This is a genomic window from Streptomyces sp. NPDC002888, from assembly GCF_042888465.1.
Taxonomy (GTDB): domain Bacteria; phylum Actinomycetota; class Actinomycetes; order Streptomycetales; family Streptomycetaceae; genus Streptomyces.
The window spans coordinates 47,953-72,274 of the sequence record NZ_JBIAPU010000013.1 but is presented as its reverse complement, the minus strand read 5'-3'; the positions used below and the strand labels follow the sequence as shown (position 1 = coordinate 72,274).

Below are 24,322 nucleotides of genomic sequence, written 5' to 3'. Positions count from 1 at the left end.
CTGGTCAGAGGCCTCGGTAGGTGACGGTACGGCCCGGGGGCAGTTCGCGGGCGACGCGCTCGGTGAGGAGTTCGCCCTCTCGCCACAGTCGCTCGACGGCGGCCCGCTCCTGGGTGTCGTCGCGGTGCTCCAGCCAGTGGTCGATGACCGCCTTGTGGCTCTGGGCCCAGGCCTTGAGGTCGGCCACCAGGGCGTCGGAGAGGTCGAGCGCGGCGGCGGGGTCGTCGGGGGCGAAGTCCCCGAACCCGTCGGCGCGCAGCGGATGCCACGCGTACTCGGCCTCGACGACGATGTGGAGGGGGTGCGGCGGGTTGCCGTGGGCGTCGGAGGTGAAGGACGTGCGTCCGCATCCCCAGCAGATGTACTTGGCGGTGCGGTGCCGCTCGTCCCAGTACTGGACCGCCCAGGCAGGGCCGAGGTGTTTCGCCAGCGCCTGGGCGGCCTCCAGCCCTGCGGAGACGTGCTTGCGCAGCGCCGGGCGGGCGGTGAAGCCGCCCGGCGGGCGGGCCAGGGTCCAGGAGCGCAGTCGGTCGGCGAGGGTGTCGGGGAGGTTCAGGTCGAGAGGTTCGTCGCCCGTGTACAGGGGCCAGGGGTCACCCTGGGCGCGGACGAGGAGGTGGCGGGGTTCGGTGGGGTGGCTCACCACTTCGCCCGCTCGTCCAGGATCCGCGTGTGGAACCGCTGGCCGAGGTCGGGATCGACGCTGGTCACGACCGCGGTCAGCGCGTCCGCCGTCGGTTCCGGCAGCCTCCCGTCCAGCATCCTCAGCACCTCGTCGGCCCTTTCGATGCGGGCGGGCAAGATGTCGGGCGTGAACCCGGGGTCGATCTCCCGCAGCCGCTCGACGCACAGCCCGGCGATCCGGCGCAGCGCGCCTCGCGGATCGGCGGCGAGCCGGTCGGCGTGGTCGCCGCGATCGCTGGTCTCGCGCCACAGGAGGCCGAGCGTCTCGTCGGACAGCGGTGACTGAAGGAGTCGCAGCGAGTCCTCCAGCGCCACGTAGGCGTCGGAACCCGGAACGTCGCCCGGGCGGTCGGCGAGGGCGCTCCGCACGTCCTCGTCGGTCGTACCCCCCAGCCACGGCAGCCCGATGAAAACCCCTTCCATGCGGGGCCGGACCACGTCGGTCGCGTCGAAGCGGGGCCACAGGACGCGCAGCCCGTCGTGGCCCAGACGGAGGGGATGCCCGAACCGGCAGCCCAGGTCCTGGTAGCGGTCGTACTGGTCCAGGTCGACCGGGACGGAGGACGCCTTCATGGCCCGCAGGTACAGGCGGTACCCGAGGTCGGCGTTCACGTCGCCGGCCACCCGTTCCAGCGGGGCCGCCACCCGTCCCAGTGCCGCACCGGACCGTCGGATCTCCGCGACCGCCCTGTTCCGCATCTCGCCTTCCGGCTGCGGCCGCCAGAACCCGTGATACGGCCCCGGGCGCCGACCGAGCTCCTTGCGGGGCGTACGGCCCGCGCACGTCTCGTCGATCCGCCGAAGCCAGTCGCGCACGCTCATGCCATGTGCCTCGGGGCGCCAGGCGCCACCGGTGGCCGCGCTCCACACCTCGGCGAGTTCGTCGTCCGGCAGCCTGGAGTCCAGCAGTGCCCGCAGGTCCTGGCGCAGCTCGGCGATGTACCCCCAGTCGTCGTGGAAGACGTCCCAGCCGTAGACCTTCCGCTGGTCCTGGTCCATGTCGTCCATCCGCGACCAGTCCACGAAGTGCTCGGCGTCGTCCGCGTCGAGGCGCGCCACGATCAGCGCGAGCGCGTCCTCCGCGCTGTCGCACCGCGCGAAGACGAACCCCTCCGTCACCCCGCTGAGCCCGAAATCCGTCTCGTACCGCTCAGCGGCCGGCTCAGCTTTCACACCCATATCCCCCTCCACAAGGCGAAAGCCCCGCTGCTCGCAAGCAGCGGGGCTTTCGCCCACATGGGTTGGGAGGTCCGAAGACCTCCCGATCGTGTGGAGATGGCGGGAATCGAACCCGCGTCCAACGGTGCAAAATCAGGGCTTCTCCGTGTGCAGTTCGCTGCGATTTTCTCGGCCCCGGCGATCACGCGAACAAGTCGCCGACGGGCCCAGTCACTGTTTGATTTCCCAGCGAACCCCGTGACCGGGCTCGCTGGTTTAGTTCCCTAGATTATGCCAGGATCCGGGTCGGGAACACTCCCGGGCTGACACCCATTAAGGGTCCCTCACTCACTGCTTATTAGGCAGCGAGGGCGAAGGACTGGGAATCGCGCTTGGTATTGGCGATTATTTTTTGCGACATATGGTTTACGAGATCATTGCCGCTTCCTCGACACGCTTCCCCTGGTTCAACATCCGCTGTCGAAACCGATCATCCCCATGTTGATTTTTCAATCCCTCCGAAGAGGGCTCGCGCCCGGCGTGGGGCACAGGTGCCATCGTACGTGACCAACGCAGGTCGGTGCCAGCGCATTCCCGCAGGGCTACGCGCCGCGCTGCTTCCGCTTCGCCGCGGCGATCGCGCGGTCGGTCTCCCGGCGGTCCTGCTGCTCACGCAGCGTCTGCCGCTTGTCGTACTCCTTCTTGCCCCGCGCCAGCGCGATCTCGGCCTTGGCGCGGCCGTCCTTGAAGTACAGGGCGAGGGGCACGATCGTGTGACCGGTCTCCTCGGACTTCACCGCCAGCTTGTCGATCTCCTCTCGGTGCAGCAGCAGCTTGCGCTTGCGGCGCGCGGAGTGGTTGGTCCAGCTGCCCTGGCTGTACTCGGGGATGTGGGCGTTGTGCAGCCACGCCTCACCCCCGTCGATCTGGACGAAGCCGTCGGCCAGCGAGGTCCGCCCCTGGCGCAGCGACTTCACCTCGGTGCCGGTCAGCACCAGCCCGGCCTCGTAGGTGTCGATGATCGCGTAGTCGTGACGGGCCTTCTTGTTCTGCGCGACGATCTTGCGCTTGCCGCCCTTGTCGCCGTCCCGGGACTTGGCGGCCGTCCCCTGCTTCTGCTGGGACTCCTTGGGTACGTACATTCCCTTGCTCATAGTGCAGCCATTTTCGCACTCCGAGGGGGTGAGAGGGAAAGCCGATTACGGCACGTCCCCGAGCCCGCTCAGGATGGCCTGCGCCCGCCGGAGCGCGCCCGTGTCGGCCTCCAGGTCCGGGGTGATGCCGGTGCCGTCGACACCGCGCCCGTTGGGGGTGCGGTAGTGGCCGACGGTGAGCTCCGCGACGGAGCCGTCGGGCAGCCGGCTCGGCATCTGGACGGACCCCTTGCCGAAGGTGCGCGAGCCGACGACGACCGCGCGGCCGCGGTCCTTCAGGGCGCCGGTGAGCAGCTCCGCCGCGCTCATCGTGCCGCCGTCGACGAGGGCGACCAGGGGCCGAGTGGTGTCGCCGCCGGCGTCGGCGTGCAGGGCACGCTGTTCGCCGTCCACGTCGTACGTGGCGACGAGGCCGCCGTCGAGGAACGCGGAGGCGGCGGTGACGGCCTCGGTGACCAGACCGCCGGAGTTGCCGCGCAGGTCGAGGACGATCCCGGCGTCGGCAGGGGCCTGTCGTACGGCGGTGCGAACGGTGTCGCCGGAGCCCTTGGTGAACGAGGCGATCCGGATGACGGTGACACCGTCGGCGAGGTGTCGGACGGTGACCGAGTCCGTGGACAGGCGGGCCCGGCGCAGCGTCTCGGTCCACGCGTGCGTGCCGCGCCGGAGGCCGACGCGGACGGTGGTGCCGGCGGGCGCGTCCGTGGCGTCACCGCGCAGTAAGGAGACGACCTCCGTGACCGGGCGCCCGTCGACGTTCTTGCCGTCGACGCGGCGCAGCTGGTCGCCCTCGCGGATCCCGGCGGCCGCCGCGGGCGAGCCGGAGGCCACCTTCGTCACCTCGACACGGCCGCCGCGCTCCTGGCGCGCCCACAGGCCGACGCCGGTGTACTCGCCGTCGAGGGCCTCCTCGAACTCCTCGTACTCGCCCTGCGAGTAGACGGCGGCCCAGCGGTCCCCGCTGCGGCTGACGGCGCGTTCGGCGGCCTCCATGGGGGACTTGCCGTCGGCCATGGCCTCGGCGGCGGCCCGGGCGACCTCCTCGTGGCGACCGGTGGGGGCGGCCTGGCGGGTCTCGCCGGGCGTGGCCCTGCGCTCACCCACGGGGAGGGAGCCTGTCGCGGCACCGGCGACGAGCACGCTCGTGAACACCAATGTCAGGGCGGCCCCGCGGCCGAGACGGCGGGGCTGACAGAACAGGTCACGACCTGACATGGCGGTGAGTCTAGGACAAGGAGAAGGGCCGTACGGACGGTTGTCCGTACGGCCCTTTTGGCATGCGTCACACCTTGAGGTACTTGCGCAACGCGAAGAACGCCGCCAGGGCGGGCATCAACAGGCTGGTCGCGAGGATGAGCGGGAGCTTCGTCAGGACGGCGTCCCAGCCGATGAAGTTGATCAGGTTCAGCTTCTCCGACAGAGCGAGTCCGTGGTCGATGATGAAGTACCGCGCGACAACGAGGAATCCGCACGCGACCGTGCCGCCGATGAGTCCGGCGACCGCGGCCTCCGCGATGAACGGCGCCTGGATGTAGAAGCCGGAGGCGCCCACCAGACGCATGATCCCGGTCTCGCGCCGACGGCTGAACGCCGAGACGCGCACGGTGTTGACGATGAGCATCAGCGCGACGACGAGCATCAGCGCCATCACCGCGCGGGCGGCCCAGTTCATGCCGTTGAGCAGTCCGAAGAGGTTGTCCAGGATGCCCTTCTGGTCCTGCACGGACTGCACGCCGTCCCGCCCGTCGAAGGCGGTCGCGATGACCTGGTACTTCTCCGGGTCCTTCAGCTTGATGCGGTACGACTCCTGCATCTGGTCCGGCGTGAGGGAGCTGGCCAGCGGGGAGTCGCCGAACTGCTCCTTGTAGTGCTTGTAGGCGTCGTCCTGCGACTCGTACGTCACCTTCTCGACGACCGACATCTTGTCGAGGTCGGTGACGATCGCCTTCTTCTGGTCCTCGGTGACGGCGCCCTTGGCGCAGTTGGGGTCGGACTCGGCGTCGCTCTTGTTGCAGAGGAAGACCGAGACGTTGACCTTGTCGTACCAGTAGCCCTTCATGGTCGTCACCTGGTCGCTCATCAGCAGCGAACCGCCGAACAGCGCCAGGGACAGGGCGACGGAGACGATGACCGCGAAGGTCATCGTCAGGTTGCGACGGAGACCCACACCGATCTCCGACAGAACGAACTGGGCGCGCATGGCGTGTGGTCAAGCCTTTCCGTGGACGGTCGTCAGACGGCGGTCAGTGCTGGTAGCCGTAGACGCCGCGTGCCTGGTCGCGGACGAGGCGGCCCTTCTCCAGCTCGATGACGCGCTTGCGCATCTGGTCCACGATGTTCTGGTCGTGCGTCGCCATCACCACGGTCGTGCCCGTCCGGTTGATGCGGTCGAGCAGCTTCATGATGCCGACGGAGGTCTGCGGGTCGAGGTTGCCGGTGGGCTCGTCGGCGATGAGGAGCTTGGGGCGGTTGACGAAGGCGCGCGCGATGGCCACGCGCTGCTGTTCACCACCGGACAACTCACCGGGCCTGCGGTCCTCCTTGCCGCCGAGCCCGACGAGGTCGAGCACCTGCGGCACGGACTTGCGGATCTCGCCGCGCGACTTTCCGATGACCTCCTGCGCGAAGGCGACGTTCTCGCCGACCGTCTTGTTCGGCAGCAGGCGGAAGTCCTGGAACACGGTCCCCAGCTGGCGCCGCATCTGCGGCACCTTCCAGTTGGAGAGGCGCGCGAGGTCCTTGCCCAGAACGTGCACCTGGCCCTGGCTGCACCGCTCCTCGCGGAGGATCAGCCGCAGGAAGGTGGACTTGCCGGAGCCGGAGGACCCCACGAGGAAGACGAACTCGCCCTTCTCGACCTCGAGGGACACATCCCTGAGGGCAGGGTGGCTCTGTTTGGGGTAGACCTTGGAGACGTTGTCGAATCGGATCACGGATGCACCACGGGTCGCCGGGGGTAGATGAGCGTGACCATACGCGAAACGGGTACGCGAGCGCAGGCGCCGGACGGGGTTGCGCCACTGTTGTGCGCTTTTGTACCGGGCGACGGCCGCACATGCCCCGCACCCCCTTTCGTCAAGAGGGCCGCGCTGAATTTGCCGGAACCTGGCACAGTGGAGGGGGAACGTTCTCGTTTCCGAGAGCGTTGTCCACGTGGAACCGGTGCAAGGAGGGCGAGCGCATGACGTACGACCGGCTGGTGTGCGCTAACTGCGCGGCGCCCGTGAGCGAGGGCCGGTGCCCGGTGTGCCGCGCCAACCGCGAGCGGCTGCAGCACGAGAACTTCTTCGCGGGGCTGAACCCGATGGCGCTCGTCGCGCTGCTGGCGGTGCTGGTCGCCGCTGTGGCGCTGCTGGCGCACCAGACCGCGTAAGGGCCGCAGCGGCCCGCTGAGGACGTGCGAGGGGCCCGGAGCGATGCGCTCCGGGCCCCATGCGTGTGCACACGGCCGTACGTTCCGTACGGCAGCGGCTACCGTCAGGCAGCAGCGCCGCCGCGGCCGCTCACCAGGCGCGGCAGGATACGGAAGCCGATACCGCCGGCGATCATCGTGGCGGCGCCGATCACCAGGAAGGTGGTCTGCGCGGCACCGGTCTCGGCGAGCTCCTGACCGTTGCCCTGGGCCTGCGCGTCGGAGCCGGAGCTGCCGGAGCCGGTGTTGTCGGAGCCGGTGTCGGTCAGGGACGAGGAGCCGGCCTCCTGGGCGGAGTCGTTGGAGCCGCCGTCGGGGTTGGTGTTGTTGTTGCCGCCACCGCCCTCGTTGCCGTTCCCAGAGCCGTTCCCGTTCCCGTTGCCATTGCCGTTCCCGTTACCGGGGCCGGTCGGGGCCGGGTCGGTGGGCGTACCCGGGGCGGTCGGCGTGGCCGGCGGCTCGGGAGTCGTCGGAGGGATGGGCGTGGCCGGCGGCTCCGGGGTGGAGGGCGCGGTCGGGACGTTGGTCCCGGGCGGGGTGGTCGGCGGGGTGGGCGGGACCGGGTCGGTGTCGACGTCGACTCCGACGCCCACACCCTTCTGGTCGACACTCAGGCCGACGCCGATGTCGAGCGCCGAAGCGGCACCCGCGGCGGTCAGCGAGGCGCCGGCCGCGATCACGGCTCCTGCGGCGATCCGCGCGACACGTATCCGCGTCTTCTTCGTCATGTGGTTGCTACCCCCAGTAGCTGATCGTCTATGAGCGGCGTTCGGGGCCGTGATCAACGGAGAAAGCTACTGAAGTCCCCCGGTTCACATGCGCCCCAGAGATACGCATGCCGCGCTTCACCCTTCCCATTTTTCAAAGCAACGTCAAGGCCATTTCGGGCGCAATGTCCATGGGCGTCTTATTTACTGGGGATTGGAACCTGTGAGTGTGATGTAAAACCCCGACAAACGACAACTGCCGCCCTTCGGGCGGCAGTTGTCAGACGGTGTTCAAGTCGACAAAGTTACTTCTCCTGCTGCTTGCGCCAGCGAATCCCGGCCTCCAGGAATCCGTCGATCTCACCGTTGAACACGGCCTCGGGGTTGCCGACCTCGTGCTCGGTGCGCAGATCCTTGACCATCTGGTACGGGTGCAGCACGTAGGAACGCATCTGGTTGCCCCAGGAGTTGCCGCCGTCGCCCTTGAGGGCGTTCATCTTCTCCTGCTCCTCCTGGCGGCGCCGCTCGAGCAGCTTGGCCTGGAGGACGTTCATCGCGGTCGCCTTGTTCTGGATCTGCGACCGCTCGTTCTGGCAGGAGACGACGATGCCGGTGGGGAGGTGGGTGAGGCGCACCGCGGAGTCGGTGGTGTTGACGCCCTGGCCGCCGGGCCCGGACGACCGGTAGACGTCCACCCGCAGTTCGGACTCGTCGATCTCGATGTGGTCGGTCGTCTCGACCACCGGGAGGATCTCGACGCCCGCGAAGGAGGTCTGGCGGCGTCCCTGGTTGTCGAAGGGCGAGATGCGCACGAGGCGGTGGGTGCCCTGCTCGACGGAGAGGGTGCCGTAGGCGTAGGGGATCTGCACGGCGAAGGTGGTCGACTTGATGCCGGCCTCTTCGGCGTACGACGTCTCGTAGACCTCGGTCTTGTAGCCCTTCTGCTCAGCCCACCGCAGGTACATCCGCTGGAGCTTCTCGGCGAAGTCGGCTGCGTCGACGCCGCCGGCCTCGGCGCGGATGTTCACGAGCGCCTCGCGGGCGTCGTACTCACCGCTGAGGAGCGTGCGGACCTCCATCTCGTCCAGTGCCTTGCGGACGGCGGTGAGCTCGGACTCGGCCTCGGCGCGGGTGTCCGGGTCGTCCTCCTCCTCGGCCATCTCGAAGAGCACGGCGAGATCGTCGATCCGTCCGCGCAGCGTCTCCGCCTTCCTGACCTCGGCCTGGAGGTGGGACAGCTTGCTGGTGATCTTCTGCGCCTCGTCCGGGTTGTCCCACAGGGACGGCGCGGCCGCCTGCTCCTCGAGCACGGCGATGTCTGCCCTCAGCTTGTCGAGGTCCAGAACGGCCTCGATCGACTCCATGGTCGAGGAGAGGGACTTGAGCTCTTCGGATACATCGACGACTGCCACCCTCCCAGCGTAACGGCTCCGCCAACCGGCCAACGCCGCTGACCGTAACGACTGGGGGCGGAGCCCCTGGCGGGGTTGCAGGGGGCGGAGCCCCTGCGAAGGTCAGGGCGCCGCCGGTGCCGAAGAACCCGGCTCCGAGGGCGTCGCCCCCGCGTCGTCCCCGGACGTCGCCAGCCACGTACCCACACCCGCCGCAGCGGCCAGCGCCACCGCGGCGACCCCCAGCGCAAGCCGGCGTCGTCGAGTCACCGCCCGGTGCCGCGCGGACCCGGGCCGCGGCGCGCCCGAGGCCCGCGGGGCCCGTGCGGTGCCGCGGGCGCCGCCGGCCAGCTCGTCCGGTGCGGGCACCCGCATCGAGGTGTGCGTGTCCCGGTTGGAGTCCGCGGGCTTCGCCCCCGGCACCAACGGCACGGCCCCCCTCCGCACCGGCGTCTCGGACAGCCGCTCCTCCGGCGGAGCCTCCCGCGTGGGCTCCTCCTCCGGCTCCGTGTCCGGCTCGTCGACGTCCAGCGGTGGCATCCCCACCAGCACCGGCAGCTGCTCCCGCAACCGCGCCGCCAGCTCCGACGCCCGCAGCCGCGAGGCCGGTCCCTTCGCCAGGCACTGCACGAGCAGCTGCCACAACTCCTCCGGGATGCCCGGCAGCGGCACCACCGTCTCCGTGACGTGACGGCGCAGGACCGCGCCCGGGTGGCCTCCACCGAACGGCGTGAAGCCGGCCAGCAGCTCGTAGAGGACCGTGGCCAGGGCGTAGATGTCCACGGAGGCTCTCGGGGGCAGGCCCTCGACGATCTCCGGCGCGAGGTAGTCGGGCGTGCCGATGATCTTCGTGGCCCGGGTCCGACGCGGCGTGTCGATCAGCTTCGCGACCCCGAAGTCCGTCAGCAGCGCCCGGTGCGAGCCGCCGGGGCCGAGGGGGCCCTGCATGTCCAGGAGGACGTTCTCCGGCTTCACGTCCCGGTGCACGACCCCGGCCGCGTGCGCCGCCGCCAGGCCCTCCGCGACGTCCGCCGCGATCGCCACGGCCGCCTCGGGCGCGAGGCGCCGCTCGCGGACCAGGCGGGTGCGCAGGTCCGTGCCCCGGACGAGGTCCATGACCAGCGCGAGGTCGTTGCCGTCGACCACCAGGTCGCGGACGGAGACGACGTGCGGGTGCTCCAGGCCGAGCAGCGCCGTGCGCTCCTGGACGAAGCGTCCGACGAGTTCCTGGTCGGACGCGAGGTCTTCACGCAGCAGCTTGATGGCGACGGGCCCGTCCGGCCCCTCACCCAGCCACACCGTGCCGGCGCTGCCCCGCCCCAGGATCTGGTGGGCGGTGTACCGGCTGCCGATCTTCCGTGCCAAGGCTGCTCCTACAGACGCGTGTTGCCGTTAAAAGTACGCGTCCGACGAGCCAACCTTCACCGCGGAGACAGAAATCACCCGCCAGATGTCGACAAGTCCACAGAGTCGCAGAAGTCCTCCGAGCGGGAGGTCCTACTGCCCGGAGCTACTGCCCGGAGCTCCCGCCCAGCTCGCCGATCCACCCGGTCACGGTGTCGAACCAGTCGGTGAGCTGCGCCCAGTAGCTCTTGCCGGTACCGATCCACTCCTGCAGCGGGCTCAGCTCCCAGACCAGCCACCCCGCGACGAACAGGACGACGATCGTGAACAGGCACCCCTTCAGGCAGCCCAGGCCCGGGATCTTCATCGGGTTGGCGCTGCGCTGCCGCGGCGCCCGGGGCTCCCGCTCGGGCCGCTGCGGCCGCTGGGGCTGCTGGGGCTGCTGGGGCTGCGGCGGCGCGTACCGCTGCGGCTGCTGGGGCTGCGGCGGGGCGTACTGCTGCGGCTGCTGGGGCTGCTGATGCCCGTAGCCGGGCTGCGGGCGCTGCTGGGGGCGCTGCTGTGCGGGCCGCGGCTGCTGCTGCGGGCGCGCGACCTGCCGCTGGGGGCGGCGGCGCAGCGGGTCCTCGCCCGGGTCCAGGTACTGCTGGACCTGCGTCTGCTCGTTGCGGTCGCGGGCGGCCCGCAGCTGGTTCTGCCAGGGGTGGGGCTGCTCGGGCGACTGCCCGCCGGGCTGGTTCTGCGGCACCGGCGGCATGACGGCCGTGGGGTCGGCGGCCCCGGTGTTCGGCAGGACGGCGGTGGGGTCCGCGGCGCCCGCGGGGCCGCCGGTGTGGGGCAGCACACTGGTCGCGGCGTTCGGGTCGTAGCCACCGGCGCCGTTCTGGAAGACCTGCGTCGGGTCGGCGGAGCCGGGGACGGTCGCGGGCGTCGGGTCGGGCGCGAGCAGCGCGCCGACGCCCTCCGCCGTGGCGATCTGCGCGGAGTTCGCGTGCACGCCGATGCCCTCGGCGACGGCGCGCAGGCCGCGCGCGAGGTTCTCGGCGCTGGGCCGCTCGTCGGGGTTCTTGCGCAGGCAGCGCTCGATGACCGTCCAGAGCGGGTCGGGGACCGTGGACGGACGGCGCGGCTCGGCGCTCAGATGCTGGTGCAGGACTTCGAGTGCGGAGCCGCCGGAGAACGGCGGGCGGCCGGTGACCAGCTCGTACAGCAGGATGCCGGCGCCGTAGATGTCGACGGCCGACGTCTGCGGGCGGCCCTCGGCGGACTCGGGCGCGACGTAGGCGGGCGTGCCGACGAACTCGTGCGTACGGGTCAGTCCGGGCGAGTCGGCCAGTCGGGCGATGCCGAAGTCGGTGAGCATCGGGTGCATCTGGCCGCCGTTCTGCTGGAGCAGGACGTTGGCGGGCTTCAGGTCGCGGTGCACGACGCCGTCGGCGTGGCTGGCGGCGAGCGCGTCGGCGATCTGGGCGGTGAGCAGCGCGGCGCCGACGGGCGAGAAGGGGCCGTTCTCGCGCAGGTAGCGGTGCAGGTCGGGGCCGTCGACGAGGTCCATGACCAGGGCGAGGAGATCGCCCTCGACCACGAGGTCGCGCACCCGGACGATGTTCGGATGGGTCAGGCGGAGCAGGACGGACCGCTCCCGCATGAACCGCATCACGATGTCCGCGTCGTTCGCGAGCTCCTCCTTGAGGACCTTGATCGCGACGGTCTCGCCGGGCTGGCCGGGTACGGCCGCCTCGGCGCCCGCGGTCTCGCGCTGGCGGGCTCGCCAGACGGTCCCCGTGGCGCCGCGCCCGAGCGGCTCCTCGAGGAAGTACTTGCTGCCTACCGGCCGCACGTCATGCGCTCCCTGTTGCTTGCGGACTGTTCCGAGTTGCTTGCGGATGTTCCGACCCACTGTAGTGCCGCCCCGCCTGGCACCGGGTTGTCGACTTTCCTCGCGGTTTCCCCGGGTCGTACGTACGCGTTCCCGTACATGTTCGAAGGAAAGACGCTCGCCCTGGTCTGCTGGTTGCCAGGGCCGGACGTGACCGATCTCAAGTGATCAATGTCGATGGCGTGGTCAGGCACTTTTGCGGGCAGAGCCGACCAATCAAGATCACTCGACGCCGAGTTGGGGGCGCGGTGTCGGTGGCAGATGCGAGGATGCTGCCAGTACTGGCCGCGTGCTGGAAGGGACCGCTCAGGGCGATGCAGATCCGGCTGACCGTCGTAGACCCGCTGGTCCCGCCCTCCGAGACGCGGCCTCGCACCGCGTGCTGCGACGTGCTGGTCACGGCGCCCGCCGGCACGGCCCTCGCCGCGGTGGCGTCGGCCCTGGCCTCGGCGGTCTCGGGTGACGGGGGTGCCGTCCCCGCCGAGCGCGGCCGCGAGCAGGGCGGCGGTTCCTCGTCGCGCGGGCGTGAGCAGACGGGTGCCCCCGTGGTGCTGTACGCCGGCGCGGAGCGGCTGGACGCCCAGCGCTGCACCTTGGGCGAGCCCCCGCTGATCGACGGCGCCGTGCTGTCCCTGGGCGCCCCCGCCGACCCCGAGCCCCATCCGGAGGTCGACGACGCCCCGGCGCAGCTCCACGTGGTCGCCGGTCCCGACGCCGGCGGGGTCCATCTGCTGCACGGCGGGCAGATCCATGTCGGCCGCTCCGCCGACGCCGACGTCCCGCTGGACGACCCCGACGTCTCCCGCCTGCACTGCGCGGTCACCCTCTCCCCCGACGGCCGCGTCACGGTCGCCGACCTCGGCTCCACGAACGGCACCACGCTGGAGGGGACCCGCGTCGGCTCCCGCCCGGTCCGCCTGACGTCGGGCGCCCTGCTGCGCATCGGCGAGTCGGCCCTGCGGCTGGCCCCCGCCGGGGGCCCCGGCGCGCGTGTCCCGACGACGCCCGACGGCGAGGGGCATGTGCGGGTGCCGGGCGGCGAGGCCGCGGAGACGGACACCGGGAGCGGCGGTGCGACACCGGCGGCGGCACGACGACCGTTCACGGCCCATGCGCGCATGCCGGCCCCCGGGGGCGTGGGTGCCACCTCCTCGGGTGGGACCCCGACGGCGGACCGGGCGGCACCTGGCGCGGGCGACAAAACCGCCCCGGGCCAGCCGTCCGGGGACACCGGGCACGCCTACGGCGCGGTCGACTGGGCCGCCACCGCCACGCCCCCGGGCACCCGGGCACCCGGCCCGGCGGAACCGCACGTGGTGCCGGGCCAGGGCGGGGCACCACGCATCGAGACACACGACGACCCGCGGAGCACACGGTCCCGGGACAGCGGCACGGCATCCCGCGGCGCCGCTCCCGGCACCCCCTCACGCGGCACCCCGCCCCGCCCGGCACCCGGCGACGGCGGGGACACCCACGGCGGAGGCTTCACCGTGGGCGCGCTCGGCGGTGCGCCCGCCACCGACGGAGCCACCCGCGCCCCCACGTCCCCCTCCGGCACCCGGCCGTCCGACCCCGGCACCTCCCCCACCGCCCCGGACCCCCGCGAAACCGCCCACCGCAAAGGCACCCCCCTCCGCGGCACCGACGTCCCGCAGGGCGTCCGCAAGCGCGGAGGCCTCTCCGCCTGGGCGCGCCGGCTGAAGGGCGGACGCGGCACACAGGAGACGACCGGGAGCGAGGCGTACGACGACGAGGAGGCGATGGGCGCTGTCCCCGAGCCGTCGGTCGTCGCCGACGGGATGCCGGAGACCTGGCCGGACCCGGCCGCGCTGCTGCTGACGGCGCTGGGCCCCGGCCCCCGGCTGTGGGAGCGCGGACCGGGCCACCCGGAGGCGCTGACGGTACGGCTGGGCACGGCCGACCGGGCCGCACCCGACGGCTCGGGCCTGCTGCCCGCCGTGCCGGTGACCGCGGACCTGCGCGAGGTAGCGGCGCTGGGCCTGGCCGGACCGCGCACGCGTCTGTCCGGGCTGGCCCGCGCGGTGGTGGCCCAACTGGCCGCGCTGCACTCCCCCGACGCCCTGGAACTCGTGCTGATCAGCACCGACCGCTCCCGCCCGCACGAGGAGCGCGTCGCCGAGTGGTCCTGGCTGGGCTGGCTGCCCCACCTGCGCCCGGGCCACGGCCAGGACTGCCGCCTCCTCCTCGCCTACGACCGCGAGCAGGCCGCCGCCCGCACCGGCGAACTCCTGCGGCGCCTGGAGGAACAGCTGCCCCAGACCGCGAGTGGCGCGGCACCGGCAGCCGACGGCGCCCCCGAAGCGCCCCGCGCGTCCACGGCCACCCCCCGCCCCTCCGACGCCTCGAAAGCCTCCGGCACCCCCGCGGACCAGACCCGCCGCGCCGCCCAGCGCCCCGCCTGGGCCATAGCGGACGAGGACACGGACGGCGTGTTCCCGGGGCCGTACACCGTGGTGGTCGTCGACGGCGACCCCGGGGGCGCCGATCTGCGGGAGGCGGTGGCGCGGCTGGCGGTGGAGGGCCCGCGGGCCGGGATACACCTCGTGTGCCTCGCCGAGACGGCGCCCGCCTCACCCGCGTCGCCGGTGACGGAGACGTACGAGGCGGCCTGTACGGCGTCGCCGACGTTCCGGGAGTGCGGTGCCGCGGCGCTGCTCAGCGGAGACGTGGCGACGGCCCTGCGGCTGCTGCGGATCGCGCGGACCCCGACGGAGCAGGACCGCCCCGACAGCCACCCGAACCGGCGCTCCGGCCCCGTCGGCCACGGCACGGTGGCCGCCGTGGACGCCGTGTCCCCCGCCTGGGCGGAGCGGTTCGCGCGGGCACTGGCACCGCTGCGCACGGACGGCACCGGCGGCGAGCGCCACGCGCGCGTGTCGGCACCGCTGCCCCAGACGGCACGGCTCCTGGACGAGTTGGGTCTCGCCCGGGCCACCCCGGCGTCCCTGATGGCGCGCTGGGCGGACGCGGCCGACGACGCCGAGGCACTGGGCGGACGGGCCCGGGCCGTGCTCGGCGCCGGTCCGCGCGGGCCGGTCGGTGTGGACCTCGTCGCCGACGGCCCGCACCTGCTGATCGAGGGCCCGGCGGGCAGTGGCCGTACGGAACTGCTGCGGGCCGTCGTCGCCTCGCTCGCCGCCGCCGAACGCCCCGACCGGCTGGGCATCGTCCTCGTCGACGGCCGGGACACCGTGGGCACGGGCGGCAACGGTCACGGCGAGGGCCTGCGCGTCTGCACCGACGTACCGCATGTCACGACCCATCTCACCGCCAACGACCCGGTCCGCATGCGGGAGTTCGCGCAGTCCCTGAGTGCCGAGCTGAAGCGGCGGGCCGAGCTGCTCGGGCGGTCCGACTTCGCCGAATGGCACACCCACCGCGAGGTGTCGGGCCGGATCGTCGCCCAACGCGGCGCGGCCCGCGGCACCCCCAGGGCGGCAGGTGCGGCGTCGGGCGGCGCCGGGGATCTCGACTCCCCGCCCAGTTCCACGATGCGGCTGCGCCCGGCCGCGGCCGCGCGCCGGCAGACGGAGGCCGCTCCGCCGCTGCCCCGGCTGATAGTGGTCGTCGACGACCTGGACGCGCTGGTCTCACCCCCGCTCGGATCGCCCGGGCGACCGGCGGCCGGGTCCGTGGTGCGGGCGTTGGAGGCGGTGGCCCGCGACGGCGAGCAGCTCGGCGTGCACCTGGTGGCAGCGGCCGCGCTGGGCGGCCGTACGGCGGAGTCGGAGACCGCCCGGCGGGCCGCGCTGCGCATCACCCTCGACGCAGTGGAATCAGGTCCTGACGAGCCGTCAGCAGGGCGCGGGTGCCTGGCCCATGACGACGGGCGTCTCACGCCGTTCCAGGGCGGGCGCGTCACGGGACGCATCCCTCGCACGGCGACCCTGCGCCCCACGGTGGTCGCCCTGGACTGGCGGCGGATGGGCGACCCGCCGACCCGGCGGCCCGTACGGGAGTTGGGCAACGGCCCGACCGACCTCGCCCTGCTGGCGAGCGCGTTGGAGCGGGCGGCCCGGGAGGTCTCGGCGGCGGAGGTGCCCTCGCTGCTGTAGCCGGCCTGACGAACCGTCCGTCATCGGCCGAACCGTCGGAGACACAGTCACGAGGCGGTCACGATACCCGGGTTGACAAGGCAGGCGCTCTTGCCGACCCCTGACTCGCGGCGTAGACCAGTGCCACGGGACAGCGCTCGAACGTTCGACGAGGACGAAGAACGGGGCAGTGATGGGCAGCACTGGCAGCACTCACCGGACACGCGGAGCCGCGAAGACGGCGGCCGCCCTACTCGCGGGAGCCCTCGCGCTCTCACTCAGCGCGTGCGGCGGCAGCGACGACGACAAGAGCAGCGACAACCCCTCGGGCAGCAGCAAGGAGCCAGGCACCTCCCTCTCCCTTCCCAAGCTGGACGGCACGACCCTGGAGGTCGCCGCCGTGTGGACCGGCGCCGAACAGGCGAACTTCAAGAAGGTCCTCGCCGAGTTCGAGAAGCGCACCGGCGCGAAGGTCACCTTCGTGCCCGCTCAGGACCCGATCATCAACTTCCTCGGCTCGAAGATCGCAGGCGGAGCACCGCCGGACGTGGCGATGCTTCCGCAGGTCGGCGCGGTCAAGCAGGCCGTCGAGAAGAAGTGGGCGAAGCCGCTCGGGGCCGAGGCGCAGGCGGAGCTCGCGAAGAACTACTCGCAGGGCTGGCAGGACCTCGGCAAGGTCGACGGCAAGCCGTACGGCGTCTACTACAAGGCGGCCAACAAGTCGCTGATCTGGTACAACGCCAAGGTCTTCGAGAATGCGGGGGCGAGCGAGCCCAAGACCTGGAAGGACCTGCTCGGCACCGCCCAGGCGGTCTACGACTCGGGCGTGACGCCGTTCTCCATAGGCGCCGCCGACGGCTGGACGCTCACCGACTGGTTCGAGAACGTCTATCTCTCGCAGGCGGGCCCGGAGAAGTACGACCAGCTCGCCCAGCACAAGATCAAGTGGACGGACCCCTCCGTGAAGGAGGCGCTCACCACCCTCGCCCAGATCTGGGGCAAGAAGGACTTCGTCGCGGGCGGCGCGAAGGGCGCGCTGCAGACAGAGTTCCCGGCCTCGGTGACGCAGACCTTCACCGGCGGCGACCAGCCGAAGGCGGGCATGGTCTTCGAGGGCGACTTCGTGCAGGTCAACATCGGGGAGACGAAGGCCAAGGTGGGCACGGACGCCAAGGTGTTCCCGTTCCCGGCGGTGGGCGACACCGCGCCGGTGGTCTCCGGCGGTGACGCGGCGGTGATCCTGAAGGACTCCAAGGGCGCGCAGGCCCTGGCCACCTTCCTGGCGTCGCCGGACGCGGCCACCGTGCAGGCCAAGCTGGGCGGCTACCTCTCGCCCAACAAGAGTGTCGATTTGTCCGCGTACCCGAACGAGGTGCAGAAGAAGATGGCCGAGTCGCTGATCGCGGCCGGTGACGACTTCCGCTTCGACATGTCCGACCAGGCACCGCAGGCCTTCGGCGGCACGCCCGGCAAGGGCGAGTGGAAGGATCTCCAGGACTTCCTGAAGAACCCGACCGACGTCGCGGGCACGCAGAAGAAGCTGGAGCAGGACGCGGCACAGGCGTACGGAAGCTGATCCGGCGATGACGTCGCCACCGGCGGCAGGGGCCACCGCGGCCCCTGCCGCTCCGCGCAGTCGCAAGAGCGTCACCGGCACCCGCAGGACCGTGGCAGCCCTGTTCCTGCTGCCCGCCCTGGTGCTGCTGGGCGCGCTCGTGGTCTACCCGATCGGGTACTCGGTCGTCCGCAGCTTCTCCAACCAGTCCGGCGACGGCTTCGCCGGCTTCGACAACTACAAGGCCCTCTTCACCGACGACGGCATCCGCACCGCGCTGAAGAACAACATCCTCTGGGTGGTGTTCGCGCCGACGGTCGCGACCGCGCTCGGTCTGGTCTTCGCGGTGCTGACCGAACGGGTGCGCTGGGGCACGGCGTTCAAGCTGGTCGTGTTCATGCCAATGGCGATCTCGATGCTCGCGGCCGGCATCATCTTCCGCCTGGTCTACGACCAGGACCCGGACAAGGGCGTCGCCAACGCCGTCTGGGTGGGCGTGCACGACACCTTCGCCGAGGCGTCGGCGTTCCCGAAGGCGCATCCGGGTCGGGACTCCCCGCTCCAGGCGCAGAGCGGCGGCTTCATCACCAAGGCTCCCGTGCGCGCCGGCGACACGGTCACCCTCCCCCTGGTCGGCGTCGCCCCCGACCAGCTGCCCGACGGCGCGAAGGCCGCCGCGGCGCCGAAGGCCGAGCCGGGGAAGATCACCGGAACGACCTGGCAGGACTTCACCCGCGGCAAGGGCGTCGGCACCCTCGGCGCGCCCGACCCGGCCGAACTGGGCTACGCCGGGATGAGGATCGAGGCGGTCAAGGACGGCAAGGTGGTCGCCTCCACGAAGGCCGCCGACGACGGCACCTTCACGCTCCCGGCGAAGGCCGACGGGGCACAGCTGCGGCTGCCCGCGAGCAACTTCAAGGAGCCGTACAACGGTCTGGACTGGCTCGGCCCGTCGCTGGTCACCCCGGCGATCATCGGGTCGTACATCTGGATGTGGGCGGGCTTCGCGATGGTGCTGATCGCGGCGGGGCTCGCGGGGATGCCGCGTGAGCTCCTTGAGGCCGCCCGGGTCGACGGGGCCAACGAGTGGCAGGTGTTCCGGAGGGTCACCGTGCCCCTCCTCGCGCCGGTCCTCGCGGTGGTCGCCGTCACCCTGATGATCAACGTGCTGAAGGTCTTCGACCTGGTGTTCATCATCGCGCCGGGCTCCTCCCAGGACGATGCGAACGTGCTCGCCCTGGAGCTGTACCGGAAGGGCTTCGCCGAGGACCAGCCGGGCATCGCCAGCGCCATCTCGGTGTTCCTGCTGCTGCTCGTGATCCCGGTGATGTGGTTCAACGTCCGGCGGCTCAGGCGGGAGGTGCGGCGATGACGAAGTGGCTCGTGGCGAAGGTCAACGGCGGTCTGGTCCGCGTCTTCCTGCTCCTCGTCGGCCTGTTCTGGCTGGTGCCGACCATCGGTCTGCTGCTGTCCTCGCTGCGCACCCCGCAGGACATGGCGGCGAGCGGCTGGTGGACCGTCTTCACCAAGCCGTCCCAGCTCACCTTCGACGCCTACGACAAGCTCCTGCAGAACAGCGACATCACCGACTCGCTGGTCAACACCGTGCTGATCACGGTCCCGGCGACGGTGCTGGTCGTGGTGATCGGCTCGCTCGCGGGCTACGCGTTCGCGTGGATGGAGTTCCCGGGCCGGGACTGGTGGTTCCTGGGCGTGGTGGGGCTGCTGGTGGTGCCGGTGCAGGTGGCGCTGATCCCCATCGCCGAACTGTTCGGCAAGATCGGTCTGTTCGGTTCCGTCCTCGGGGTGATCCTCTTCCACGTGGGCTTCGGTCTGCCCTTCGCGGTGTTCCTGCTGCGGAACTTCTTCGCGGAGATCCCGAAGGAGCTGCTGGAGGCGGCCCGCCTGGACGGCGCCGGTGAACTGCGCCTGTTCGCACGGGTGGTGATGCCGCTCGGCGGGCCCGCGATCGCGAGCCTGGGGATCTTCCAGTTCCTGTGGGTGTGGAACGACATGCTGGTCGCGCTGGTGTTCACCGACTCCGGCAGCCAGCCGATCACGGTCGCCCTGCAGACGCAGGTACGGCAGTTCGGCAACAACATCGATGTCCTGGCGCCCGGCGCGTTCATCTCGATGGTGATCCCGCTGGCCGTGTTCTTCGCGTTCCAGCGGCAGTTCGTGTCCGGTGTGATGGCGGGCGCGGTCAAGTAGCGACGAACGGGACGTTTCCGAGGGGGCGGGCCGCCATCGGCCCGTCCCCTCGCGTTCACCACGATCCCCCGTATGCCGTACTGAACCGTAACCAATTCACTCCATTGGCCGTTCCCGGGCAGAACGCCCGCGCCGACCCATGGATGTCCGTTGCCCAGGTTCAGTGTCATCGTCCCCGCGTACAAGGTTCAGGCGTACCTGCACGAGTGCCTCGAATCGGTGCTGTCCCAGTCGTTTCCCGATCTCGAACTGATCGCGGTCGACGACTGCTCGCCGGACGCCTGCGGCGAGATCATCGACGAGTTCGCGGCCCGCGACCCGCGCGTACGCCCCCTGCACCTGCCGGAGAACCGGGGCCTGGGCCGCGCCCGCAACGCCGGGATGGAGCAGGCGACCGGCGACTACCTGCTCTTCCTGGACTCCGACGACACCCTCACCCCCGACGCGCTGCACGCCATCTCGGACCGGCTGAAGGAGACCGGCGAACCGGACGTCCTGGTCTACGACTACGCGCGCACGTACTGGTCGGGCGAGGCGGTCCGCAACAAGGTCGCCCTCCAACTCGCCGAGCAGGGCCCGGCCCCGTTCCGCCTGGAGGACCGCCCGGGCCTGCTGCGGGTGCTGATGGTGGCCTGGAACAAGGCGTACCGGCGGGACTTCGTCGAGCGCGCGGGCCTCACCTTCCCGCCCGGCTACTACGAGGACACGCCCTGGACGTACCCGGCCCTGATGGCCGCGGAGTCCATCGCCACCCTGGACCGGGTCTGTGTGCACTACCGCCAGCGCCGTCAGGGCAACATCCTCGGCACCACCAGCCGCCGGCACTTCGACGTCTTCGAGCAGTACGACCGGGTCTTCGCGTTCGTCGCCGGGCGCCCCGAACTCGCCCGGTGGCGGCCGGTGCTGTTCCGCCGCATGGTCGACCACTTCACGACGGTCTTCACCCGGCGGGGCCGGCTCCCGCGCGGCGCCCGAGCCGAGTTCCTGCGCAGGGCCCGCGCCCACTACCGCCGTTACCGCGTCCCGGGCGCCCCCGTCCCTCCTCCACTCTCGGCTTCGCTCAAGCGGGGGCACCCCCACCGCGCCCGGCTGCGTCATTCCCTCGTCCGCCTGGGTCTGCACCGCACCTACCGCGCCCTGCAACGGGCGATGGCGCTGCGCCGCCGCACCCGCGAGCGCGCCGCCCGGCTCGCGCGGGCCCTGCGGGCGGCCGCCCTCCAGCTCCACTACAAGACGCAGCTCCGCCTGCCCCTGCGCGCCGACCGGGCCGTCTTCAGCGCCTACTGGGGCCGCGGCCACGGCTGCAACCCGGGCGCCCTGGAGCGGGCGTTGCGCACCCACGCCCCGCATGTACGCACGGCGTGGATCGCCCGCCCCGAGCACCAGGACACGGTCCCCGAGGGCACCCGTCGGCTCAGCCCGGGCTCGGCGGCGTACTGGACGGCGCTCGCCCGCTCCAAGTACCTGGTCAACAACGTCAACTTCGACCGTCGGCTGGTCAAGCGCCCCGGCCAGGTCTTCGTGCAGACCCAGCACGGCACCCCCCTCAAGCACATGGGCCTGGACCTGCGCGAACACCCGGCGGCCGCCCGTGACATGGACTTCGCCGAGCTCCTGCGGGGCGTCGACAAGTGGGACTACGTGCTGTCCGCCAACCGCCACACCACCCTGACCTGGGAGCGCGTCTACCCCGGGGGCTACACCACGCTCCCCTACGGCTATCCGCGCAACGACGTCTTCCAGCGGGCCACCTCGGCCGACGTGGCCCGGCTGCGCGAGTCGCTCGGCATCCCGAAGGACACGGTCGCGATCCTGTACGCGCCGACCCACCGCGACTACCGCCGCATCCAGCGCAGCCCCCTCGACCCGGACCGCGTCCTGCGCCGCCTGGGCCCGGGCTTCGTGATCCTGGCCCGCGCCCACTACTGGCACGACGGCCCCCTGAGCGGCAGCGACCGTGTCATCGACGTCACCGACCACCCGAGCGTCGAGTCGCTCTGCCTGGCCTCGGACGCCCTGGTCACCGACTACTCGTCGATCATGTTCGACTACGCCAACCTCGACCGGCCGATCGTCCTGCACACCGAGGACCGGGAGGCGTACGAGGCGGCCCGCGGCACCTACTTCGACCTGCGCTCCTTCCCGCCGGGCGCGATCGCGCGCAGCGAGGACGAGCTGATCGACATCTTCGCCACCGGCCACTGGCGCGGCTCCCGCTCGGCCCAGCTGCGGGCCGCGTTCCGGGAGCGGTTCTGCCCGTACGACGACGGACGCGCCGCCGAGCGGGTCGTACGCCGTGTCGTGCTGGGCGAGACGGAGGTGCTGCCCGTCGTGCCGCTCGCCGGGCGTCATCCGGTGCCGTCGGCGGCGGCTGTCGCGGGCTCGCCGCACGCCGCCGTGCCGCAACCCACCGGTTCCCTGCCCGTCACCGACCGCCTCTGAACGCCGTTTTCCCCTGCGGGAGTTCCTGATGCGCCCCCTCACGCACACGGCCTGAAAGCACCGCACACGGCCTGAGAAGAACATCGGGCCGACAACAGAAAGAGCAGAATGCCCCGCTTCAGCATCATCGTCCCGTCCCATGGGGTGGCAGGTCGGCTGTCCCTGGCTCTGGACTCCGTCCTCGCCCAGTCCTTCGGCGACTTCGAGCTGATCCCGGTGTGCGACGCGCCCGACTCCCCCGCGGCCGGCGTCGCCACCGGGTACGCGGAGCGGGACTCGCGGGTGGCGCCGGTGCACTCGCCGCCGTCGGCCCATCTCGCCGGGGCGCGCAACACCGGGATGCGGGCGGCGACCGGTGCGTACCTGCTGTTCCTCGACGGCGACGACGTCCTCGCGCCGGGCGCGCTGTCCGCGCTGGACGCGCGGCTGTCCGAGGCCGGCGGCACCGGTGGCGACGGCGTGGACGTCCTGTACTTCGAGCACGAGCGCACCCCCTGGTGGGAGGGCGACCCCACCAACCCGGCCGCACCCCTGCTGGCGAAGGCACCGAAGGGGGCCTTCGCCCCCGACCGGGCGCCGGAGATCACCGGCGCGCAGCTCCCGGCGTGGAGCGCGGCCTACCGCAGGGCGTTCCTCACCGAGCGCCGACTGGTCTTCCCCGACGGGCACTTCACGGACGTCGGCTTCGGTGGCCTGGTCACCGTCGCGGCCGAGCGGGTGGCGGTGCTGCGCCGGGTCGTCGTACGGCATCTGCTGCGCAGGCAGGGCAACCGGCTGAACCTGCCCGGCGCGCACCACGCCGAACTGCTCGACCAGACCGAGCTGGTGCTCACCCGGGCCGCCGAGGAGGGGCTGTCGGCCGAGCGGCTCGGCCCGCTGTTCGAGCAGCTGTTCGCCGCGGTCCTCAAGACGGCCGCCCACCCCCGGCGGCTGCCGCTGCGCCACCGCCGTGCCTTCTTCCGCCGGGCGGGCAAGCTGTACCGGAGTCACCGCCCCGCCGGTTACCGGGCGCCCGGTGGCAGCCTGCGGGTGCAGCACCGGCTGCTGGCGACGGGGGCGTACACGGCGTTCCGTGCGCTGCGCGGCGCCAACCGGGCGGCCACGCAGACGATCGAGCGCGTCCCGCGCCCGCACCTGCTGCGCACCCGCCTGCACTACCGGCGCCACCTGAGCCGCCGCCTCGACGCGAACCTCGCCGTGTACTGCGCCTACTGGGGCCGCGGCTACGCCTGCAGCCCCGCCGCGATCCACGCCAAGGCCCGCGAACTCGCCCCGCACATCCGCTCGGTGTTCCTGGTCGAGCCCGACCATGCGCACACCGTGCCGAAGGACGTCGACCACGCGGTGATCGGCAGCCGCCGCTCCTGGGAGGTCCTGGCCCGTGCCAAGTACCTGATCAACAACGCCAACTTCGCGGAGGGCGTGGTCAAGCGCGAGGGCAGCGTGCACGTGCAGACCCAGCACGGCACGCCACTGAAGAAGATGGGCGTCGACCAGTCGACGTACCCGGTGGTGGCGGCCGCGACCGGCAGCTTCGCCAAGCTGCTGGGCCGGGTCGACCGCTGGGACTACAACCTCTCCTCCAACAGCCACTCCACCCGCATGTGGGAGCGCGCCTTCCCCGGCTCCTACGAGCACCTGGAGTACGGCTACCCGCGCAACGACGTCTACTACACGGCGACCGCGGACGACGTGGCAGGCGTCCGCAAGGAGCTGGGCGTCCCGGAGGGCAAGACGGCCGTCCTGTACGCGCCGACCCACCGCGACTACCGGACCGGCTTCGACACCGGCCTCGACCTGGAGGCCTTCTGCGAGGCGGCCGGCGAGGACGTCGTCGTCCTGCTGCGCGCCCACTACTTCTACGACCGGGGCGGCAGGAAGAGCAGCGGCCGGATCATCGACGTCACCGGGCACCGCTCGTCGGAGGACGTCTGCCTGGCCGCCGACGCACTGGTCACCGACTACTCGTCGATCATGTTCGACTACGCCAACCTGGACCGCCCGATCGTCGTGTACGCCGACGACTGGGAGGTGTACGAGGAGACGCGGGGCGTCTACTTCGACCTTCTGGAGGCACCGCCGGGCCCGGTGGCCCGCACGCCGGAGGAGCTGGCCCGGGTGTTCCGCGACGGCTCCTACGCGGGCGGCGAGTCGGCGTCCCTGCGGGCCGCGTTCCGTGAGCGGTTCTGCCAGTTCGACGACGGCCGGGCCGCCGAACGCGTCGTGCGCCGGGTGCTGCTCGGCGAGCCGCCCGAGGCGATTCCGCCCGTGCTCCCGCTCGCGGAGCGCGTCCCGGCCCCCGCCGCCTCCCCCCTCGTAAGGAGCTGACG

General features: G+C 71.8%; 17 protein-coding genes and 1 other RNA gene. 7 read left to right on the top strand and 11 right to left on the bottom strand.

What is annotated here, in order from left to right; genetic code table 11:
• Window positions 1-4 precede the first annotated feature (4 nt).
• From ACFYWX_RS21865 to ftsE, 7 genes are all read right to left on the bottom strand, one after another.
• Window positions 5-643 carry a hypothetical protein gene (locus tag ACFYWX_RS21865; protein WP_389425725.1) on the bottom strand — a complete coding sequence of 213 codons (639 nt, stop codon included), beginning with the start codon at window positions 641-643 and terminating at the stop codon, window positions 5-7.
• Window positions 640-1,863 (bottom strand): hypothetical protein, encoded by a 1,224-nt coding sequence (locus tag ACFYWX_RS21860; RefSeq protein WP_389425724.1) that lies wholly within the window; start codon window positions 1,861-1,863, stop codon window positions 640-642. Before ACFYWX_RS21860 ends, ACFYWX_RS21865 begins: the two co-directional genes overlap by 4 nt.
• 88 nt (window positions 1,864-1,951) lie before the next feature.
• Window positions 1,952-2,340: a transfer-messenger RNA gene (ssrA, locus tag ACFYWX_RS21855) on the bottom strand.
• Between the two features lie 104 nt (window positions 2,341-2,444).
• Window positions 2,445-2,984, bottom strand: coding sequence for an SsrA-binding protein SmpB (gene smpB / locus ACFYWX_RS21850; RefSeq protein WP_389425723.1), 540 nt, complete (start codon window positions 2,982-2,984; stop codon window positions 2,445-2,447).
• 57 nt (window positions 2,985-3,041) lie between these two features.
• On the bottom strand, window positions 3,042-4,211 hold the full coding sequence (locus ACFYWX_RS21845) for a S41 family peptidase (RefSeq protein ID WP_389425722.1): 1,170 nt from the start codon (window positions 4,209-4,211) through the stop codon (window positions 3,042-3,044).
• 67 nt (window positions 4,212-4,278) lie between these two features.
• Window positions 4,279-5,196 carry a permease-like cell division protein FtsX gene (ftsX, locus tag ACFYWX_RS21840; RefSeq protein WP_389425721.1) on the bottom strand — a complete coding sequence of 306 codons (918 nt, stop codon included), beginning with the start codon at window positions 5,194-5,196 and terminating at the stop codon, window positions 4,279-4,281.
• 43 nt (window positions 5,197-5,239) lie between these two features.
• Window positions 5,240-5,929, bottom strand: a complete 690-nt coding sequence (ftsE, locus tag ACFYWX_RS21835) for a cell division ATP-binding protein FtsE (protein WP_389425720.1) — start codon at window positions 5,927-5,929, stop codon at window positions 5,240-5,242.
• A gap of 248 nt (window positions 5,930-6,177) precedes the next feature.
• Between ftsE and ACFYWX_RS21830 the strand changes: the two genes are divergently transcribed.
• Window positions 6,178-6,369 carry a hypothetical protein gene (locus tag ACFYWX_RS21830; protein ID WP_389425719.1) on the top strand — a complete coding sequence of 64 codons (192 nt, stop codon included), beginning with the start codon at window positions 6,178-6,180 and terminating at the stop codon, window positions 6,367-6,369.
• A gap of 104 nt (window positions 6,370-6,473) precedes the next feature.
• On the opposite strand, the gene ACFYWX_RS21825 is transcribed toward ACFYWX_RS21830, so the two are convergent.
• The 4 genes from ACFYWX_RS21825 to ACFYWX_RS21810 form a co-directional block, all read right to left on the bottom strand.
• Entirely contained in the window at window positions 6,474-7,136 is a 663-nt protein-coding gene (locus ACFYWX_RS21825; RefSeq protein ID WP_389425718.1) for a hypothetical protein, read from the bottom strand.
• Between the two features lie 284 nt (window positions 7,137-7,420).
• Complete coding sequence (gene prfB, locus ACFYWX_RS21820; protein WP_389425717.1) at window positions 7,421-8,527, bottom strand: peptide chain release factor 2; 1,107 nt, start codon at window positions 8,525-8,527, stop codon at window positions 7,421-7,423.
• A gap of 102 nt (window positions 8,528-8,629) precedes the next feature.
• Window positions 8,630-9,871 carry a serine/threonine-protein kinase gene (locus ACFYWX_RS21815; protein ID WP_389425716.1) on the bottom strand — a complete coding sequence of 414 codons (1,242 nt, stop codon included), beginning with the start codon at window positions 9,869-9,871 and terminating at the stop codon, window positions 8,630-8,632.
• Window positions 9,872-10,016: 145 nt separating this feature from the next.
• Window positions 10,017-11,690 carry a serine/threonine-protein kinase gene (locus ACFYWX_RS21810; RefSeq protein ID WP_389425715.1) on the bottom strand — a complete coding sequence of 558 codons (1,674 nt, stop codon included), beginning with the start codon at window positions 11,688-11,690 and terminating at the stop codon, window positions 10,017-10,019.
• Between the two features lie 353 nt (window positions 11,691-12,043).
• Here ACFYWX_RS21810 and ACFYWX_RS21805 point away from each other — a divergent pair, with 353 nt between their 5' ends.
• The 6 genes from ACFYWX_RS21805 (at window position 12,044) to ACFYWX_RS21780 (ending at window position 24,320) form a co-directional block, all read left to right on the top strand.
• Window positions 12,044-15,805: an FHA domain-containing protein gene (locus ACFYWX_RS21805; RefSeq protein ID WP_389425884.1), complete on the top strand. Its 3,762-nt coding sequence runs from the start codon at window positions 12,044-12,046 to the stop codon at window positions 15,803-15,805.
• Between the two features lie 172 nt (window positions 15,806-15,977).
• On the top strand, window positions 15,978-17,360 hold the full coding sequence (locus ACFYWX_RS21800; protein ID WP_389425714.1) for an ABC transporter substrate-binding protein: 1,383 nt from the start codon (window positions 15,978-15,980) through the stop codon (window positions 17,358-17,360).
• Window positions 17,361-17,367: 7 nt separating this feature from the next.
• Entirely contained in the window at window positions 17,368-18,711 is a 1,344-nt protein-coding gene (locus ACFYWX_RS21795) for a carbohydrate ABC transporter permease (protein ID WP_389425713.1), read from the top strand.
• Entirely contained in the window at window positions 18,708-19,550 is an 843-nt protein-coding gene (locus ACFYWX_RS21790) for a carbohydrate ABC transporter permease (protein WP_389425712.1), read from the top strand. Before ACFYWX_RS21795 ends, ACFYWX_RS21790 begins: the two co-directional genes overlap by 4 nt.
• A 150-nt stretch (window positions 19,551-19,700) precedes the next feature.
• The gene (locus ACFYWX_RS21785) at window positions 19,701-21,992 is read left to right on the top strand and encodes a CDP-glycerol glycerophosphotransferase family protein (protein WP_389425711.1); all 2,292 of its coding nucleotides are present in this window, start codon (window positions 19,701-19,703) and stop codon (window positions 21,990-21,992) included.
• 108 nt (window positions 21,993-22,100) lie between these two features.
• A complete protein-coding gene (locus ACFYWX_RS21780; RefSeq protein WP_389425710.1) occupies window positions 22,101-24,320 on the top strand; it encodes a CDP-glycerol glycerophosphotransferase family protein in 2,220 nt (739 codons plus the stop codon).
• Window positions 24,321-24,322: the final 2 nt, after the last annotated feature.

What these genes read in the sequence shown, in the direction of transcription:
- ACFYWX_RS21825 (WP_389425718.1), bottom strand. Translation starts at nt 7,136, where the DNA reads ATGACGAAGAAGACGCGGATACGTGTCGCGCGGATCGCCGCAGGAGCC.
- ACFYWX_RS21795 (WP_389425713.1), top strand. Translation starts at nt 17,368, where the DNA reads ATGACGTCGCCACCGGCGGCAGGGGCCACCGCGGCCCCTGCCGCTCCG.
- smpB (WP_389425723.1), bottom strand. Translation starts at nt 2,984, where the DNA reads ATGTACGTACCCAAGGAGTCCCAGCAGAAGCAGGGGACGGCCGCCAAG.
- ACFYWX_RS21800 (WP_389425714.1), top strand. Translation starts at nt 15,978, where the DNA reads ATGGGCAGCACTGGCAGCACTCACCGGACACGCGGAGCCGCGAAGACG.
- ACFYWX_RS21830 (WP_389425719.1), top strand. Translation starts at nt 6,178, where the DNA reads ATGACGTACGACCGGCTGGTGTGCGCTAACTGCGCGGCGCCCGTGAGC.
- ACFYWX_RS21790 (WP_389425712.1), top strand. Translation starts at nt 18,708, where the DNA reads ATGACGAAGTGGCTCGTGGCGAAGGTCAACGGCGGTCTGGTCCGCGTC.
- ftsX (WP_389425721.1), bottom strand. Translation starts at nt 5,196, where the DNA reads ATGCGCGCCCAGTTCGTTCTGTCGGAGATCGGTGTGGGTCTCCGTCGC.
- ACFYWX_RS21845 (WP_389425722.1), bottom strand. Translation starts at nt 4,211, where the DNA reads ATGTCAGGTCGTGACCTGTTCTGTCAGCCCCGCCGTCTCGGCCGCGGG.
- ACFYWX_RS21780 (WP_389425710.1), top strand. Translation starts at nt 22,101, where the DNA reads ATGCCCCGCTTCAGCATCATCGTCCCGTCCCATGGGGTGGCAGGTCGG.
- ACFYWX_RS21805 (WP_389425884.1), top strand. Translation starts at nt 12,044, where the DNA reads ATGCAGATCCGGCTGACCGTCGTAGACCCGCTGGTCCCGCCCTCCGAG.
- ACFYWX_RS21860 (WP_389425724.1), bottom strand. Translation starts at nt 1,863, where the DNA reads ATGGGTGTGAAAGCTGAGCCGGCCGCTGAGCGGTACGAGACGGATTTC.